Source organism: Bacillus sp. FJAT-29790 (assembly GCF_019039215.1).
Classification (GTDB): Bacteria; Bacillota; Bacilli; order Bacillales; family Cytobacillaceae; genus Cytobacillus.
On sequence record NZ_JAHNZZ010000001.1, the window covers coordinates 1464450 to 1480568 of the forward strand.

The 16119-nt window shown below is 39.1% G+C and carries 14 protein-coding genes; 2 read left to right on the forward strand and 12 right to left on the reverse strand.

The window, feature by feature from the left end:
• Window positions 1-51 precede the first annotated feature (51 nt).
• The 11 genes from BGM26_RS06830 to ltaS form a co-directional block, all read right to left on the reverse strand.
• Entirely contained in the window at window positions 52-1374 is a 1323-nt protein-coding gene (locus BGM26_RS06830; RefSeq protein WP_217038977.1) for an MFS transporter, read from the reverse strand.
• Window positions 1375-1390: 16 nt separating this feature from the next.
• Window positions 1391-2341 (reverse strand): hydroxymethylglutaryl-CoA lyase, encoded by a 951-nt coding sequence (locus BGM26_RS06835; RefSeq protein ID WP_217038978.1) that lies wholly within the window; start codon window positions 2339-2341, stop codon window positions 1391-1393.
• Window positions 2342-3544: a CaiB/BaiF CoA transferase family protein gene (locus BGM26_RS06840; protein ID WP_217038979.1), complete on the reverse strand. Its 1203-nt coding sequence runs from the start codon at window positions 3542-3544 to the stop codon at window positions 2342-2344.
• A 47-nt stretch (window positions 3545-3591) separates the two neighbouring features.
• The gene (locus BGM26_RS06845) at window positions 3592-4584 is read right to left on the reverse strand and encodes a zinc-dependent alcohol dehydrogenase (protein WP_217038980.1); all 993 of its coding nucleotides are present in this window, start codon (window positions 4582-4584) and stop codon (window positions 3592-3594) included.
• Between the two features lie 244 nt (window positions 4585-4828).
• Complete coding sequence (locus BGM26_RS06850) at window positions 4829-5842, reverse strand: LacI family DNA-binding transcriptional regulator (RefSeq protein WP_217038982.1); 1014 nt, start codon at window positions 5840-5842, stop codon at window positions 4829-4831.
• Between the two features lie 576 nt (window positions 5843-6418).
• Window positions 6419-7297, reverse strand: coding sequence for an L-serine ammonia-lyase, iron-sulfur-dependent, subunit alpha (sdaAA, locus tag BGM26_RS06855; protein WP_217040685.1), 879 nt, complete (start codon window positions 7295-7297; stop codon window positions 6419-6421).
• Between the two features lie 93 nt (window positions 7298-7390).
• Window positions 7391-8053, reverse strand: coding sequence for an L-serine ammonia-lyase, iron-sulfur-dependent subunit beta (sdaAB, locus tag BGM26_RS06860; protein ID WP_217038983.1), 663 nt, complete (start codon window positions 8051-8053; stop codon window positions 7391-7393).
• A 199-nt stretch (window positions 8054-8252) separates the two neighbouring features.
• A complete protein-coding gene (locus tag BGM26_RS06865) occupies window positions 8253-8927 on the reverse strand; it encodes a helix-turn-helix transcriptional regulator (protein WP_254119098.1) in 675 nt (224 codons plus the stop codon).
• Window positions 8928-9201: 274 nt separating this feature from the next.
• Window positions 9202-9435, reverse strand: a complete 234-nt coding sequence (locus tag BGM26_RS06870) for a group-specific protein (RefSeq protein ID WP_217038984.1) — start codon at window positions 9433-9435, stop codon at window positions 9202-9204.
• A gap of 252 nt (window positions 9436-9687) precedes the next feature.
• The gene (locus tag BGM26_RS06875; protein WP_217038985.1) at window positions 9688-10542 is read right to left on the reverse strand and encodes a DUF2935 domain-containing protein; all 855 of its coding nucleotides are present in this window, start codon (window positions 10540-10542) and stop codon (window positions 9688-9690) included.
• A gap of 151 nt (window positions 10543-10693) precedes the next feature.
• Complete coding sequence (gene ltaS, locus BGM26_RS06880) at window positions 10694-12661, reverse strand: lipoteichoic acid synthase (RefSeq protein ID WP_217038986.1); 1968 nt, start codon at window positions 12659-12661, stop codon at window positions 10694-10696.
• A gap of 299 nt (window positions 12662-12960) precedes the next feature.
• On the opposite strand from ltaS, the gene BGM26_RS06885 reads away from it, so the two are divergent.
• Both BGM26_RS06885 and BGM26_RS06890 read left to right on the forward strand, forming a co-directional pair.
• The gene (locus tag BGM26_RS06885) at window positions 12961-13146 is read left to right on the forward strand and encodes a hypothetical protein (RefSeq protein WP_217038987.1); all 186 of its coding nucleotides are present in this window, start codon (window positions 12961-12963) and stop codon (window positions 13144-13146) included.
• Between the two features lie 193 nt (window positions 13147-13339).
• Window positions 13340-13963, forward strand: coding sequence for a hypothetical protein (locus BGM26_RS06890; RefSeq protein WP_217038989.1), 624 nt, complete (start codon window positions 13340-13342; stop codon window positions 13961-13963).
• A gap of 56 nt (window positions 13964-14019) precedes the next feature.
• Here BGM26_RS06890 and selB read toward each other — a convergent pair whose 3' ends face one another.
• Complete coding sequence (selB, locus tag BGM26_RS06895) at window positions 14020-15900, reverse strand: selenocysteine-specific translation elongation factor (RefSeq protein WP_217038991.1); 1881 nt, start codon at window positions 15898-15900, stop codon at window positions 14020-14022.
• Between the last annotated feature and the right edge of the window lie 219 nt (window positions 15901-16119).

Below are 16119 nucleotides of genomic sequence, written 5' to 3' on the forward strand. Positions count from 1 at the left end.
ATAAAATCACAATAATAAGGCACAATGTTTACGAAAACAGCCTACCAAAAATCAGAATTTTAATTCGATACGTTTTATTTTTCCAACAATGAAGATATAAGATAATGCGCCCATTAATGCAACCACTCCGACATATAAGATCCCTCCTGTATAGGAACCGGTAGCGGTAACAATAAAACCGATGATCATCGGTGTAAGAATGCCAGCAACATTGCCAAAGAAACTAAATACTCCGCCTGCTACTCCCATTAATTCACGTGGTGCAACCTCAGCTAGCATTGCCCACGATGTATTCGACATCCCTTGTGCAAAAAAAGCAATCGACATAATCGCAATCACTAATGTTGCAGACGAAGTATAATTAGCTAGAACAATGCTGCTCGTAAGGAATAAACCGATAATAACAGGCATCTTCCGTGCTATATTGATGGATACTCCACGCCTAAGTAACCAGTCAGACCAAATTCCGCCAAAAAGCACACCGAAAAACGCTGCCATATAGGGGATTGAAGCAACAATTCCAACCTTCAGAAACGGCATACTTTTTTCTTCTGCCAAATAAGTAGGAAACCAGGTAAGGAAAAAGAACAGCGTAGATGCAATCGAAAACTGACCAATACAAAGACCTAACAACTGTCTGTATTTTAATAATTCCAAAAAGTTGGACCATGTAATTTTCTTGCCTTCACTTACATGATCGGCTAGACCTCCACCTTCACGAATATAATCAAGCTCTTCTTGATTCATTTTTTTATTATCTTTAGGATCTTGATAGATTTTAAACCAAGCTATCGAGAATACTAAACCGATTAACCCTGCAACGATAAATACGGAGCGCCAGCCAAAAGTCGTCATTAACCAAAAAAGCACCGGCGTTGCAAATGCTAATCCCATATACTGACCAGCTGAAAAAACACTTGATGCAAAGGCGCGTTCCCTCTGTGGAAACCAAGTTGCAGCAATTCGATTATTTGCCGGAAAAGCTGGGGACTCCGTAATCCCGAGAAGCAAACGAGAACCGAAAAGAAAGGCGAAGCCGTTCGCAAATGCCTGAAGTCCTGTAGCAATTGACCATGCGATCAAAGAGATTCCATATGTCAGCCTTGACCCAAATTTATCGACAATTAAACCTCCAGGAATTTGCATGGCCGCATATGTCCAGCTAAAGGCAGAAAAAATTAATCCAAGCAAGGCCGGACTTAAATCAAAATAAGATTGAATGGCTGGAGCAACAATCGAAATGCTTGCCCGATCCATATAATTAATAGCTGTAATGATAAATAATAGGAATAAAATTGTATAGCGAACACGAGTTGGTTTTCTTGGCTGTTTTACTTGTTCAATGATCGCCAGTTGCTCTAGTTGTGCTCCCATTCTTATCCTCCCTTGGCTAGCTCTCTAATTTCACCTGAGACTTAGGCTTCATATGTAGCTGTGAGCATGGACCGGCTTGAAGCATATAGCTCCCTCCATCATGGCCAATGGTCTGCTTAACATCCTTTGCCACGTGAATAATCGATTCGAGGTCGATCCCTGTCTCAATCCCCATCTCAAATAATGCATGAACGAGATCCTCGGTTGCAATATTACCTGAAGCTCCCGGTGCATAAGGACACCCGCCTAATCCAGCTATGGAACTATCGAAATGAACGACTCCTTGTTGGAGTGCCGCCACAACGTTTGCTAATGCCATTCCCCGTGTATTATGAAGATGCATCGAAAAGGTCATATTTGGAAAGCGTTCTTTTAAATCACCTAACAAGCGGTAAACTTGTTTCGGATTGCCCATCCCAGTTGTATCTGCTAATGACACTTCATTAATGCCCATCTGTGTGTAACGATCTAATATTAATTCGATTCGGCTTAACGGCACATCCCCTTCGTAAGGGCAGCCGAATGCGACTGAAATCGAGCCCCCGACTTTCACGCCTTTTATTTCGGCCAGCTCTGTAATCGATTCCAATTTATTTAGTGCGTCTTCTACGGTACTATTTGCATTTGAAAGACTATGAGAGTCAGTTGCCGAAAGCATTAGCTTTAATTTTTTTATGCCAGCATCAATTGCCCGCTCTGCTCCCTTTACATTTGGCACTAAAGCTCGAAAATACATTCCAGTTAAATCTTGAGATTTTCTCACTACCTCTTCTGCATCTTTTAACTGGGGAATGGCCCTTGGATGAACAAAGGATGTGATCTCCATCGACTTTACGCCTGTTTTGGCAAGCTCTCTAATTATACGCAGCTTTTGTTCGGTAGGAATCCACTCCGGTTCAGCCTGAAATCCATCACGAGGAGCAACCTCGCAAATCGTTACTTTTGAAGGCAATAATAGTTCTGTCATTTAGATGACTCCCCTCTCTTTTAGCGAAGCCAATTCTTCCGCTGATATGCCTAACCCGCCCAAAACTTCTTCATTATGTTCGCCTAATTCAGGCGCCCGGTGACGGATCGCCCCAGGTGTTTTCGAAAATTTCGGCACAACGCCTGGCACTTTGATTGTGCCTAACCTTGGATGTTCCACTTCAACAATGTTTTCTCTTGCTTTATATTGTGGATCATTAAAAATATCTTCAATTGTGTAGATCGGGCTTACAGGAACGCCAAATGAGTCCAACTTTTCTGTTAATTCTTTTTGAGTATAACCTTTTATCCAATTCGAGACAATAACCTGTACGTCTTGGTCATGTTTTAACCGTTCAGCATTCGTGTAATAGCGAGGATCTTCCAACATATCCGTACGCTGCATCGCTTCAGCTAATCGATTGAAGGTAGAATCTGTACTGCATACTAAAACAACAAACTTGCCATCCTTTGTTTCATATGTACCAGCGGGACTCGAATGACCTGCTAGTCCTGGACTTCTTTCCCTTACGACCCCATTTTGATCATACTCAGCTACTAAAAACTCGAGCATACGGAAAATAGATTCATATAGGCCCATCTCTACCTCTTGTCCTTCTTCGTCAGTCGTTTCACGGTGATATAATGCGCTTACAGTCGCAAAGGCAACATAAACACCGGTAATATAGTCGAGTAACGAATAAGACGGACTGACTGGTGGACGATCGGCAAAACCTTGGATTGCTGTATGCCCGCTAAATGCGGTACCTGGTGTGCCAAAGCCAGCTTTTTCTTTATATGGACCTGTTTGTCCATAACCTGAAACTCTAGTCATGATTAACTGCGGATTGATTTTCTTTAATTCTTCATATCCTAAACCCCATTTTTCCAGCGTACCCGGTCGGAAGTTCTCTATTAATATATCGACATTTTTGATTAATTTTAAAAAAATTGCTTTCCCTTCTGTTGTTCGAATATCGAGCGTGACGGATTTCTTGTTACGCGCGAGACCTGGCCATCTTAAAGCTTCTTTCCCTTTCCATGGTCCAACTGTACGCAAAGTATCGCCTTTTCCAGGCAATTCGATCTTCGTCACTTCAGCACCTAAATCCGCAAGTAGGGTTGCGCCAAAAGGAGCTGCAATCATTGTTGAAATGTCTAATATTTTTACCCCTGTTAGTGGTCCGAAGTTTAGCTTGGACATACGTTCACCACTCCTTTGAATGTTTTTTCACGCAATTATTTCTTAAATTAAGCTCCCTTAAAATTTAATACAATTTTTCCATATCTCCCTGAGCAGGCATCCTCGTACGCCTGCGCGTAATCACGATAATGGAAGATTTTTGAAATAATTGGTTCGACATTAAAATCCTGTTTGGATAAATAATCAATACTCTTTAAAAAATCGCCAGGCATGTTATAGATGATGGATCCGTAAATAGATATTTCTTTTCTGACCACTTGGCTGACCGGGATCGAAGCTTCCCGCGCTAAACCGATAAGGAGCATTGTCCCGCCTGGCTTCACCAATTTAACTCCTTGCTCAAAAGAGGCCCGAACACCAGCAGCTTCGATGACAACATCGTACATTCCCTCATTAACCTCTTCCGAATTAGCTACTTGAATATTTCGATAATTCTCCTTAACCTTGTCAAGTTTCTCTTGATTAATATCGATTCCTGTTATTTGTGCTCCTAGGTAATTTGCTAGCGCGATTGCTAACAAGCCTTCTGTCCCACATCCAATGACAGCAATAGATGTCTCACTAGTAATGTTTACTTTTTCTAGCGCGTGGACAATCACCGATAAAGGTTCGATTAGAATGGCCTTTTCGTTCGCAAGGACATCTGGAACAGGTATAACATATTTGGAAGAGATTATAAATTCTTCAGCAAATCCGCCATTCGCATTCACACCTAATGACTCTTTATTGGAACAAATATTCGTTTTCCCTTTTTGGCAAAACTCGCATTCTCCACAAAAAGAATTTGGCATGATCACAACCCTTAAACCTACTTCATATTGCACTTTTTCACCCGCTGCAACGATCGTTCCGATCAATTCATGGCCGGGCTGAACCGGGTAAATGGCATGTGGTAAATCGCCTCTATACACACTTAAGTCCGAACCGCAAATTCCTCCATAGATTAATTTAATTTTTACCTCGTCCTCTTTAAGTGGCATGGCCGACGAAATTTCTCTTAATTCTAATTCACCTGGTTTCTTCAAATATAACCCCAACATCCTATTTCCTCCATGATGTACTTACGTTTTCTATTTTAATTAGATCGGTCAAAAACTATTAGATCGATCTAAGTAACCGCTGTCATAAGTACGTAAAATTGCAAAGCTATTCGATTTACATTAGAGAGAGGCCTCCACGTAAAAATGTCCATTTACACCATTTCTGGGCCACTCTCTAGTCTATTTGGGTAATCATTTCCTTGTTTCGTAGTTTATTAGAATAATATTACGAATACTTAAGGAGTTAAGTGCTTTTTCGAACAACAAGTTCAGGCTGTAAAATAATCCGACGCTGTTCGCGGTCATTATCGACGATTCGTTCATGCAGGAGCTTGGCTGCCTGTTTACCAATTTCTTCTGGAAATGAAGAAACCGTTGTTAATGGCGGTGTATAGATCGCTGATTCCTCCACATTATCAAAACCGACGATCGCCATATCTTGACCTGGTTCTAATCCGGCATCTCTTAAGCCCTGCAACACACCTTTAGCCACGAAATCGTTAAAACAATAAGCAGCTGTTGGCGGGTTCGGATGACGCAGTACTTCATGGATTGCCCGAATTCCGCCTTCGCGGGATACGGCGGCTTCAATCACTAGTGACTCATCAACCTCTAACCTCGCTTTTTGAAGAGCCGTACAATATCCTTGTTTACGCTCCCTCCAAGCGGATGATTCAGAAGAACCGCCCAAAAATGCAATTCTACGATGCCCTTTTTCTATTAAATGGTCAACAGCTAATTGAGAACCCCCGATATAATCGATCCCCACATAGTCCAAGTTTAGTTCCTCTATTTCTCTAACAGCTAACACAATTGGAATATTTAAATTTTCGATTCGCTCAATCGTTTCTTTTGAACTGCCGGACACGGGACATAATATGACTCCCCCAACCCGATGCTCCAACATAGTTGAAAGAAGTTGATCTTGCTTCCGATCTAAATCAAAAGTTGTCCCTAAGAAAACGGTATATCCTTGCTCTTCTAGAGCATAATGGACACCTGTAAGCAAATCAGAGTAAAAATGGTTTGCTATGTCAGTAATAATTAATCCGACAGTAGATGATTTCTGTGAGCGCAAGTTGGCGGCAACGCGATCATACACATAGCCTAACTCTTTCATAGATTGTAAAACTTTGTTTCGAGTTTTTTCGGAAATACTCGGACTATTCCGCACGATCAGTGAAGCTGTAGCACGCGAAACGCCTGCATGCTTCGCGACATCTTGTAACGTAACACGAGTACTTTTATTTTGCTTCATCTCAAAATCCCCCACCATTTTAAAGCTGATATGATATTTTTTAATGTATTTGTTTATCCGTAGCTTTATTATGGTAGCTTTATATACTGATGTCAAATACCATTCCCATTAATAGGGAAATTTTAAAAAAGAATATGACAATGCAGAATTGAGATTGGATAAGTTTTATTAGATCGATCTAACTCTTAAAATTAGTCTACTTTATTTCCTTTGAATTATCAATCTATTTTTAATATTATTTTTATCACTTGTTTTAGCTTTTGGCGTATTAATCGCAATACTATCTCAAGGCAAAAAGAAATAGACCTCCCTTGAGACCTAACTAGCCTTAAAGATGGTCTATCGCAAACCTTTCGAGCCAATCATTGTAAAGTGGACGACAATTGCACGTGACCGTGGATGTTACCAGCAGTCACGGTCCCTTATTATTATAAATTTTTACACCATTCTTTCTAAAATTAAGCGATTCGTAGATTTCTTATCCAATCATGAATTCTGCACTCGCTTAACGTAATTGATCTTTCTAAATAGAAAAAAACAAACCCCTAAATCCACTAATGAATCCGGGGTTTTTAGTTATTTATTTGTTTTTCCAAAAATCTCCGCTTCAAGTCTTCTTCCTGTAGGTGTAGCAGCCAGACCGCCTTCTGCTGTTTCTCGTAAAGCTGACGGCATGGATTGGCCGATTAAAAACATCGCATTGATTACTTCATCGCATGGAATCCGGCTCTTTATTCCAGCGAGGGCCATATCGGCCGCTGTCATCGCGTTGGACGCACCCATTGCATTCCGTTTTACACATGGAACTTCAACTAACCCAGCAACAGGATCACAAACAAGTCCGAGCATATTTTTCAATGTAATAGCCATCGCTTCCGCTGCTTGACTTGGTGTTCCGCCTGCAAGCTCAACAATTGATGCTGCTGCCATTCCGCTCGCGGACCCAACCTCTGCTTGACATCCGCCCGCAGCGCCAGAAATCGAAGCATTGTTCGCAACAACAAACCCAAAGGCTGCTGATGTGAACAAGAACTCGATCATTTCCATCCGCGTTGGGTTTAATACTTCCTTAACAGCAAATAATGTGCCAGGTACAACGCCTGCAGATCCTGCAGTTGGCGTTGCACAAATCGTACCCATCGCTGCGTTTACTTCATTTGTTGCTACTGCTTTACTAACTGCATCAAGCAGGATGTTTCCTGATAATGATTTACCGCTTTTAATATATTTTTGAAGTAGGACTGCATCCCCGCCCGTTAAGCCGGAGACGGAAGTCACGCCGTTTAGCCCGCGTTCCACAGCTTGTTCCATGATTGTTAAATTAAAATCCATTTTAGCTATTATCTCGTCTCTAGATAAACCTGTCACTTCGATTTCTTGCTGAATCATTATTTCTGCTATTTTCACTTGCTTGCTTTCTGCAAGTGCCACAAGTTCAGCTACATTTCTAAACAACAATTTAATCCCTCCTGGTGCTAAGCTTCTTTTATGATAAGATATGCCAGAATAATTTATTTGAGTAAGTGAGATGTCTATCCAACACTTTACTTATTCGACCATTCGAATAATCTGAGTGACATTTGGAAGCTTTTCAATCTCGGCAATCACATTTTGGTCGATTTTCTGATCAACTTCAATGACCATCAATGCCATTTGACCTTTTTCTTTTCGCGAAACTTCCATATGGCCAATATTGATTTCATATTTGGCAAAAATATTTGTAACGGCAGAAATCACTCCGAACTGGTCATTATGCACAACCAAGATTGCCGGGTGCTCGCCTGATAATTTTAATTTAAACGAATTAAGCTCCGTAATTTCAATCGTACCGCCGCCAATCGAAATCCCGACAACTTCTAATTCCTTTTTATCATCGTAAATGTTAATTCTAACCGTATTTGGATGGTCAGTGACCGTATTTTCGATTGTAAATATAATTTCCATTCCTGCATCTTCTGCCAACTTGAGTGAAGATGGGATGCGCTCATCATACGTATCAAAATCCAAAAGGCCTCCAACAATCGCGACATCCGTTCCATGGCCTTTATACGTCTTAGCAAACGAGCCATATAAGGAGATAACTGCTTTTTTAGGCTGACTTCCAAATAGAGTTCTGGCAACCCGGCCAATCCGAGCAGCACCTGCCGTATGGGAACTAGAAGGTCCAATCATCACTGGACCGATAATATCAAATGCAGATCTATATTTCATGTTATTAACCCCTTTAATATTTTCATAAACACCTTGATAATATGGGAAAAACAATAAAAAATGAGTGCTTTTTAGAAAATAACTATAGTAAAAATATTTTCGGCACACGAGATTCAGAAAGGAAATGGATCCACATTCGCACGTATTTTTATCAAAAACATTAAACTGAGACACTTAATATTTATAGTGCTTTTTATGACTATTTCCGTTCAACCAGTTCTTCTGTCTGAAACTCGTTGATTGTGCGGATTTTTTGCAAATAATTGTATATGGTAAACTTAGAGACACCTAGCACAGAAGCAACATAATCAGTCGCTCCTTTTATGAGAAAAGTTCCTTTTTCCTCAAGCTGGCGAACACATTCGACCTTTTCTTCCAGACTCATTATGGATGGTGCTTTCTTAAAGCCATTCAATACTTGGTCGACCATTTCCTGCGTTATATCTTGTACAGATGTAAAAAAGCTTTCTGATTTTGTTCCTTGATCATCGAAGTTAATAAACTCTTCAATCTCCCCGCCAAATTGCATTAATAGACTTATATCATAATTTATGCATAATGCACCAATCGCGTTGCCTTTATCGTCTCGAATAAAAATATTTGCCGCTTTGATGATGTTCCCTTTTTTGGACTGCGTCTTATAAATTGGAATATCTTCAATATGCTTCTTCTTTTTCGCCAATTCATTGAGCACTAGGTCCGTAATCGGTGAACCGATTTCTCTTCCTGTCACACTTCCGGCAATATGGATAAGTGATTTCTTCAAGTCTGCGAAATCGTGCACAGCTACTTCACACCTGGACCCGAACATTTTGACGAGCATATCGGCCGTGCGAATCGCTAAGTCAAATATCGGCTGATGAAGACTCTTCAAATCGGATACACCCCTCAACCATGTAATCGCTTACTTCTATTATTAATTATTTTATTCTATAAACCCATCATATCACAAAATTTAAATAGTTAAAATAATTTTTTAACAACTACAAAATTATTGTAATCTCATTTGAATTAAGGACGTTTTCCGTAAGCTTTAATATTATTTAACAGCGCCTAAGTAATAAATAACTTGAGGGAAAACCACTTAGAAATGAGCCAAAATTAAAAAAAGATACCAAAGCTTGTGAATAGCTTGGTATCTTCCCTGCTTAAAGATTGTTTAGGACCAAATACAATCTGTTCGCTCGTTCTGCTTTCTCTTCCTCTGAAGAAAGGTCGTATTTTTTTAACAGGTGAAATACTTCATTTAATATATCCTGCGTATGCTCTTTCTTAAAAAAAGACTGAAATAGTGGAGCCATATCACCTGGTAAAAATTCACGCTGTTGCTCAAATTTTTGCTTAACATCTTCGTGTGAATGATCTAGTTTACATTCGCTCATTTCGTTTTCCTCCTAATTTTATGTAATGTATTCATTTTACTATTTTGGAAAGCAATAATCTAACTTTCCTATGCAAATATTGAATTCGTATCTTTTTCATGCATTTCAAGCATTAGAGGTAGAATTTCTTTGTCAAATTCTATAAATAGGTCGCAAATCTCAATTAATACAAAAGAGAACTGAATGTGTAAATCCAGTTCTCTTTTCATCTAAAAATGTATGAAGCGTATGAAATCTACTCATTTTTATCAATTATGCGTTTCTTGGCTGAGCCTTTCCCCCTGTGAGATGCGCTTCAAACATATCAATGATTGCAAGAAATCTTTCGGCTTCTCGGAAAACATGGTCTGCTAATAGAGGGTGGATAATGCTTTTAATTTTGCATTCCTCGATCAAATCTCGTGCTGTTTTCTTAAAGTCTTTAAGGGAAGCGACAGACACCCGATTCTGATCAAGGAATTGATCTAGCATTGGAACTGTTTGAGACTGTGGTTTCATCGATTCTAGATCTCTAGCTTGAAAAACTAATTGATCAAAATCATTGCTGAAATTTTGAGCCATATCCACGAGTTTTCTTTCTGATGGATCAAGAAGATGTCCGATAAATTGGGCATGATCGGCCATGATCCTTAAGAAGAAGACATTCTCTTTAATAATTGCATCAGGAAGTGCTTTCAATTTCCCTTCATTTAATTCGATTAATCGTTTTCTAAAATAATTAGCTTCCCTGCTTGTATGATCCACTAGGAGCGGAAAATTGTTTGCGCCTGGCATTTTGCAAGTAAGTATTAATCCTAACACTTTCCGCTTGAAGGCAAAAATATTCGTTGCAGCATGTTGAACTTCTGTATTAAACCGCCTTATTTGTTCAGGATCAGTTTGAGCTGTAAATGCATGAGCTCGTTGCTCAATTTTTTCAAACGTATGATAAAATTGATTTGCCTCTGCAATTAATTGTGTATCGTCACATCTAAACCCTAATCGAAGGAATAACGAATGTTCCTTCATGATCCTCGACCAAAAACGAATTTCATCTAAAGAACGTGTAACAAACATTACTGGTGTTATTCGAATATTAGAATCTATTGTATTTTCATTCCAATTCATCCTTATCACCCTTTCATATTAAAGTTCACCTATAAGAGGGTATTACCATGGCTTCAAGTATATACATTGTCCATCAAATTAAATTGTACGGGGTCGCTTGGATTTAAAGGCACAAAAAAGAGTGAAGAATCTCTTCTCCACTCACTCATTATCATTTTTGTATGCCTGGTTTGATGCCTTCTTTCTTAATCGGTACCTCAGACTTTATATACTGATAATCATCACGATTAATCGGTTCATAGCCCTCAGGTTGATAGAAACGCAATAAATCTTTGTAGACAATGTGGTCAGACATTTGTAACTTCTGTTTCACTTGTTCAGCTAAAGGCAAACAGCCATCTCCTTCGATTAATTCACCAGTCGAAGTTGAATAACACTTCTCTTCAAGCTGGGTAAATTCAGGAGAAATGAAATCACCATTCCGGAACGGTACGATTTCACTGTGGTCTTTAGATAATAAGTCAGAGCCAACCTCTAGATAATCTTTCGTATCAATACCTAAAAGATGCAACACCGTTGGACGGACATCGACCTGGCCGCCGAATTGGTGTACGGCCCCGCCTTCAACCCCAGGAACATGAATAAATACCGGAACTCTTTGGAGCTGCGCATATTCAAATGGTGTAATTTCTTTCCCCATGATTTCCGACATTGCTTCATTATGATTCTCAGAAATTCCGTAGTGATCACCATATAAAACAACGACAGTATTATCGTATAATCCCGATTTTTTAAGATCATTAAAGAATTGTTCTAATGCCTGGTCCATATAATTAGCTGATTGAAAATATTGATTAACGACATTATCTTTCGTTTCTGCAGCTGGAAAATCGGTATCCCCTTCATCCATTTTAAATGGAAAATGGTTGGATAAGGAAATGAACTTTGAATAGAACGGCTGTGGCAAGCTTTCTAACAAAGGCATCGATTCTTTAAAAAATGGTTTATCCTTCATGCCATAATTTTTCGTATTTTCTTCACTCATATTATAATATTCAGCGTCGAAAAACTTATCGTATCCTAGCGAGCGATACATCTCGTTACGGTTCCAGAAAGTTTTATAATTCCCATGAAAAGCAGCGGAAGTATAGCCGTGTGTTTTAAGAATTGCGGGTGACGCCTGATACGTATTCTGTGCTTTCGTTACATATACAGACCCCTGTGCCATTGGAAATAACGAATTATCCATAATAAATTCAGCATCCGATGTTTTACCCTGCCCAGTTTGGTTAATAATATTATCAAAATAAAATGTTTTTCCATCATGTGCTAATGAATTTAAAAACGGTGTTACCTCTTGTCCGTTTAGCTTGTAATCAATAATAAAGGTTTGCAGTGATTCCATTGATACATAAATCACATTCATGCCTTTTGCCTTCCCGAAGTAAATCGGATTGGGAGAGGCGTAGTTTGCTTTAATATAGTTCTCAACTTCGGTAATATCATTGGAATCTGCTAGCGCTCTTTGGCTAGCTGATCTGGCATTTTGAATCGCATCATAAACAGAGAAATTGTAAGCTCCAAGATATTTGACGAGGTAGTTTCGGTCAAATGAACGAGTTAGAAGCTGTGGGCGATCAATTTCTGCAAGCCCCAGGTTAATCAAAAAAGTCAACACAGCTGCGGCAATGACGTATTTAGCAGGCTTCCGGCTAAATGCTGTATTAGGCTGATACCACTTTTTCACAATAAAGAAAATGAGCAGAATCGTGTCAGTAAAGTAAAAAATATCAAAAGGCGACATTAATGAAAGAGCACTGTCTCCCAACTGCCCTGCATTTGTTTTCGTCTGCATGATAACCGGAACTGTAATAAAATCATTGAAAAACCGGTAATAAACAATGTTTGCATACAATAAAAACGACAATAAAAAATTCATCGCAATTAATACGACAGATTGGATCCGACCTTTAAAAATTAGCGCAAGTCCTAAAACGAGCAAGGCTGTGCTAAGCGGGTTTATAAATAGCAGGAATTGTTGCATTTTGTTATCAATTCCTAAATTAAATTCTATTTGATAAGCAGTATATGTTTTAAGCCAAAAAAGAATAATTGCAATCAAGAAAAACGTAGGATTCTCTTTTACCAATTCTTTCGATGAGATAAAAAGTTTTTTCATATTTCACACCTCTTACAGATAAAATTAGAAAAACTTAGCAATCGCTAAGTTTATGTACATTATATTTTACACCATACAGAATATTTCTCGGCAGATGAACGATGTAAATTAATATATCATAGTTGAAACCGAAATAAAACAAAAAACCACTACATATATTTCGTATTATTTCCTCAAAATCCAACATTATTTGAGGAAGGCATTGTAATGCTTTTAACATTTTTATTTTAAATTATTAGACAATTGAGCAAGCAAACCCCACCCTCGTTTCATAAATTATATGGAAGGAGGGATTCAATATGTACCAATTAGCATTACTATATTTGGCTTGTATTATAGCTGGCTTTGGGTTGACTCATATCCCAACATCAGTTGTCATTACTAGCGGTATTGCTTCTTTTTTTGGTATCATCGGCGGATTAGTGATGATCATCTTTGCTGTAGCTCTTCTATATCTCGGCTTCAAAGCAATGTTCGGGAAGTAGTTGGCAAATTGAGACCGTTTGACGGTCTCTTTTCTATTTTCCTTATTCTTTTCGTCCTACATTTCCGCATAATATTTCCACTTTAGACAAAAACTTTTAGCAACTTCTGCTTTTTTACAAGAATCAATTTTGCTTTTGCAACTTCAAACATTCGTTTTCGTCTAAATTATAAACAAGTAAAGGAGTCAAATAAATGAAGAAATGGTTCCTTCTCATCATCAGTTCCTTATGGCTGGCAGGATGCATGACTAAAGAACCTCAAACTCCACAAAAACCAATGCAGCTGCAGCCACAAGCTGAAACAGCAAAAATAAAAGATTACTTCCCCCTTGAAAATAAAAATTATTTCTTCAAAGGCGAAGGGAACGAGTTTGCCGTGTATAATGAAATGTTTTATCAAAAAGAGGGAGATTATCTTCCTTCCATTGTCGAGAATGGCGGAACACGTATATTTAAAGTATATCAGTTAACAGATGATGAAATATTCGTTGTATACGAAGAGCCCGAATTTTATGATGAAATGATTCCAGCGCTTGACTCTGTTAAAAGTAAATTTGTGCCTATTTCACAACTGAAACAACCATTTGAAGTCGGGAACTCTTTTGGAGATTGGAAGATCGTTGATGTCCATGCGAAGCTTTCCTTACCTATCGGCGAGCTAGAAGATGTGATAATAACTGAGAAAAAAAATGAGGATAATAGCTTAGTTAGAAATTACTGGGTGCCTGGTTATGGCAAAGTTAAGGAAGAATTTCTCATGACAGATAAAAATGGGCAAGAATTCACAATTACTTCTTTACTAGAAAAGATCAAATAGCACACATAAGGTGAAAGCTAGCTAAGTAGTAAGCTTTCACCTTTTCCTGTCAGGAACTACTGCCAAACTCTTTTATTATCCACCCTTATCGTTTCACCTGATGCGTCAAGACGTTCCAAAAACGGAATCATATATTTACGGGAAAGATCGAGAATCTCCTTCGCTTCTCCGACCTCAAACTCAGCATCAGTGCCATTCCTTAATCTTTCCACTGCATCCCTAAAGTGCTCGCCATGCCAGAAATATTGGTCATCAAGGGGCATGATCTCGCCTTGATCAACCAATAACCTTTTTAGATCTAGCACAAGATCGTTCGGTATCCCCGCTTTTGTCAAATAATCACTTAAATACTTGACTTTTAATCCATCACTTTTCAATTCGTGCAGCATGCTTTCAGTCCTTTTTTCCCAACTTTTTGGAACTTGCGGATGAAAATCACCATGATGAATAAATTGCTCCTTCTTGCCAAATACAAAGGTTTGCATTCCCTGTTCCAGCACGTATTCAAGGAGCCGCTTCGGATATACGGCTTGCATTGTCTGTAAGAGCTCGGCCTTATTCATCCCTAACTTCATCGGGTTCGCATGATGAAAGACTTTTAAACGATCATACATTTCCTCTTCGATCAATTCTTTTAATGATAAAAGAGTGTATTCTTTCCTATTATAAAGGAGGAACGCCTCGTTCTTTAGGATGGATTGCAATTCATTTTCTTCTAGGGAAGTTCTTGTCACTAATTCGGAGATCGTCAAACTTTTTTCCTCCAAAAGCGCCGCTGCTACTCGTTCTTTCGGTGTGCCTTCTTTTTTCCTTTCCAATTCTTCCACTGTTTGATGACCAAACCGGTATTTTTCACCGCGCGGATCAATAACCCATCCCCCGCCAATCGTTTCCTGGGGACTTGGACGTCTTAAAATAAAGCGATCACCACGCTTCGTAACAACCGCCTCTTCCAGCCGAATTTGACAAAGAATCTCATCGCTTTCATCCTTTAATTCATTTCGATCAAAAAACACGATACGACCCATGACTTCTGCCGTTCCGAGATGACATTTGATCGGCATCCGCTGTTTCACCATATAGTCCAAATCTCCCGCAATTCTTAAGGCAACATCAATCGTGCTTGTTACAATAAAATGCTCGGAAGAAACAAGCACATCCCCGCGTTCTACATCATCTTTCGTTATCCCTGATAAGTTAATCGCTGTCCGCTGTCCGGCGAATGCCCTCGTGGCCGGTTTATGGTGTACTTGCAGCTGTCGGGCGCGGGTTTCCAATCCTTTTGGCATAATGAATAATGATTGTCCCTCTTCCACCGAACCTTCGTAAACCGTTCCCCTAACAACCGTACCCTGACCCTTGATTGTAAAAACCTGATCGATTGGAAGCCGAAAAGCACCTTTTACATCCCTTGTTTGCTGCTCCTTAAGTGTAACTGTAATCAATTTTTTTAGATCATCAATTCCTTTAAGCGACAAACTATCCGCTAACACAAAGGGAGAATGTTCAAAAACCGTGCCTTTTAATTCTTCTAAAATGTCATCTTTCACAAGTTCGATAAATTCTTCATCTACCCGATCAATTTTTGTAATCGCCACGATCCCGGTGCGAATACCTAAAAGACCTAAGATATGAAGGTGCTCCCTTGTCTGAGGCATAACGCCTTCATCGGCTGCCACAACGAGGACGACTAAATCAATCCCAGCTACTCCCGCAATCATTTGTCTAATAAAACGTTCATGCCCAGGAACATCCACAACGGAGATTTGAATCTCATCGTCCTCATATAAAGGGGCAAAGCCAAGTTCAATCGAAATTTGCCGTTCATTTTCTTCCTTGAGCCTATCCGTATCAACATTTGTCAATGCCTTCGTAAGCGTTGTTTTCCCATGATCAATATGGCCAGCCATTCCAATCGTAAAATATCTTTTATTCAACGTTGCCACCTACTCCTGTCACGCTTTCATTCCTACTTTATCCGGAAAGCAAATATAATTCAATAATCTAAAGATGTTTGCTATAACCTAACTTTCTCCTTCATTAATGAGGAATATGAAAAGTGCTTTGATTAAGGCTGTTTTTATTTAATTAATAAGATGATTTCATACAGGCTACGAGGCCTCAATCTAATTAATAATGAAGTAATAGATCGGGAT

Coding starts and splice junctions, on each gene's coding strand:
- BGM26_RS06830 (WP_217038977.1), bottom strand. CDS start 1,374: ATGGGAGCACAACTAGAGCAACTGGCGATCATTGAACAAGTAAAACAG.
- BGM26_RS06835 (WP_217038978.1), bottom strand. CDS start 2,341: ATGACAGAACTATTATTGCCTTCAAAAGTAACGATTTGCGAGGTTGCT.
- BGM26_RS06840 (WP_217038979.1), bottom strand. CDS start 3,544: ATGTCCAAGCTAAACTTCGGACCACTAACAGGGGTAAAAATATTAGAC.
- BGM26_RS06845 (WP_217038980.1), bottom strand. CDS start 4,584: ATGTTGGGGTTATATTTGAAGAAACCAGGTGAATTAGAATTAAGAGAA.
- BGM26_RS06850 (WP_217038982.1), bottom strand. CDS start 5,842: ATGAAGCAAAATAAAAGTACTCGTGTTACGTTACAAGATGTCGCGAAG.
- sdaAB (WP_217038983.1), bottom strand. CDS start 8,053: ATGAAATATAGATCTGCATTTGATATTATCGGTCCAGTGATGATTGGA.
- BGM26_RS06870 (WP_217038984.1), bottom strand. CDS start 9,435: ATGAGCGAATGTAAACTAGATCATTCACACGAAGATGTTAAGCAAAAA.
- BGM26_RS06875 (WP_217038985.1), bottom strand. CDS start 10,542: ATGAATTGGAATGAAAATACAATAGATTCTAATATTCGAATAACACCA.
- ltaS (WP_217038986.1), bottom strand. CDS start 12,661: ATGAAAAAACTTTTTATCTCATCGAAAGAATTGGTAAAAGAGAATCCT.
- BGM26_RS06885 (WP_217038987.1), top strand. CDS start 12,961: ATGTACCAATTAGCATTACTATATTTGGCTTGTATTATAGCTGGCTTT.
- BGM26_RS06890 (WP_217038989.1), top strand. CDS start 13,340: ATGAAGAAATGGTTCCTTCTCATCATCAGTTCCTTATGGCTGGCAGGA.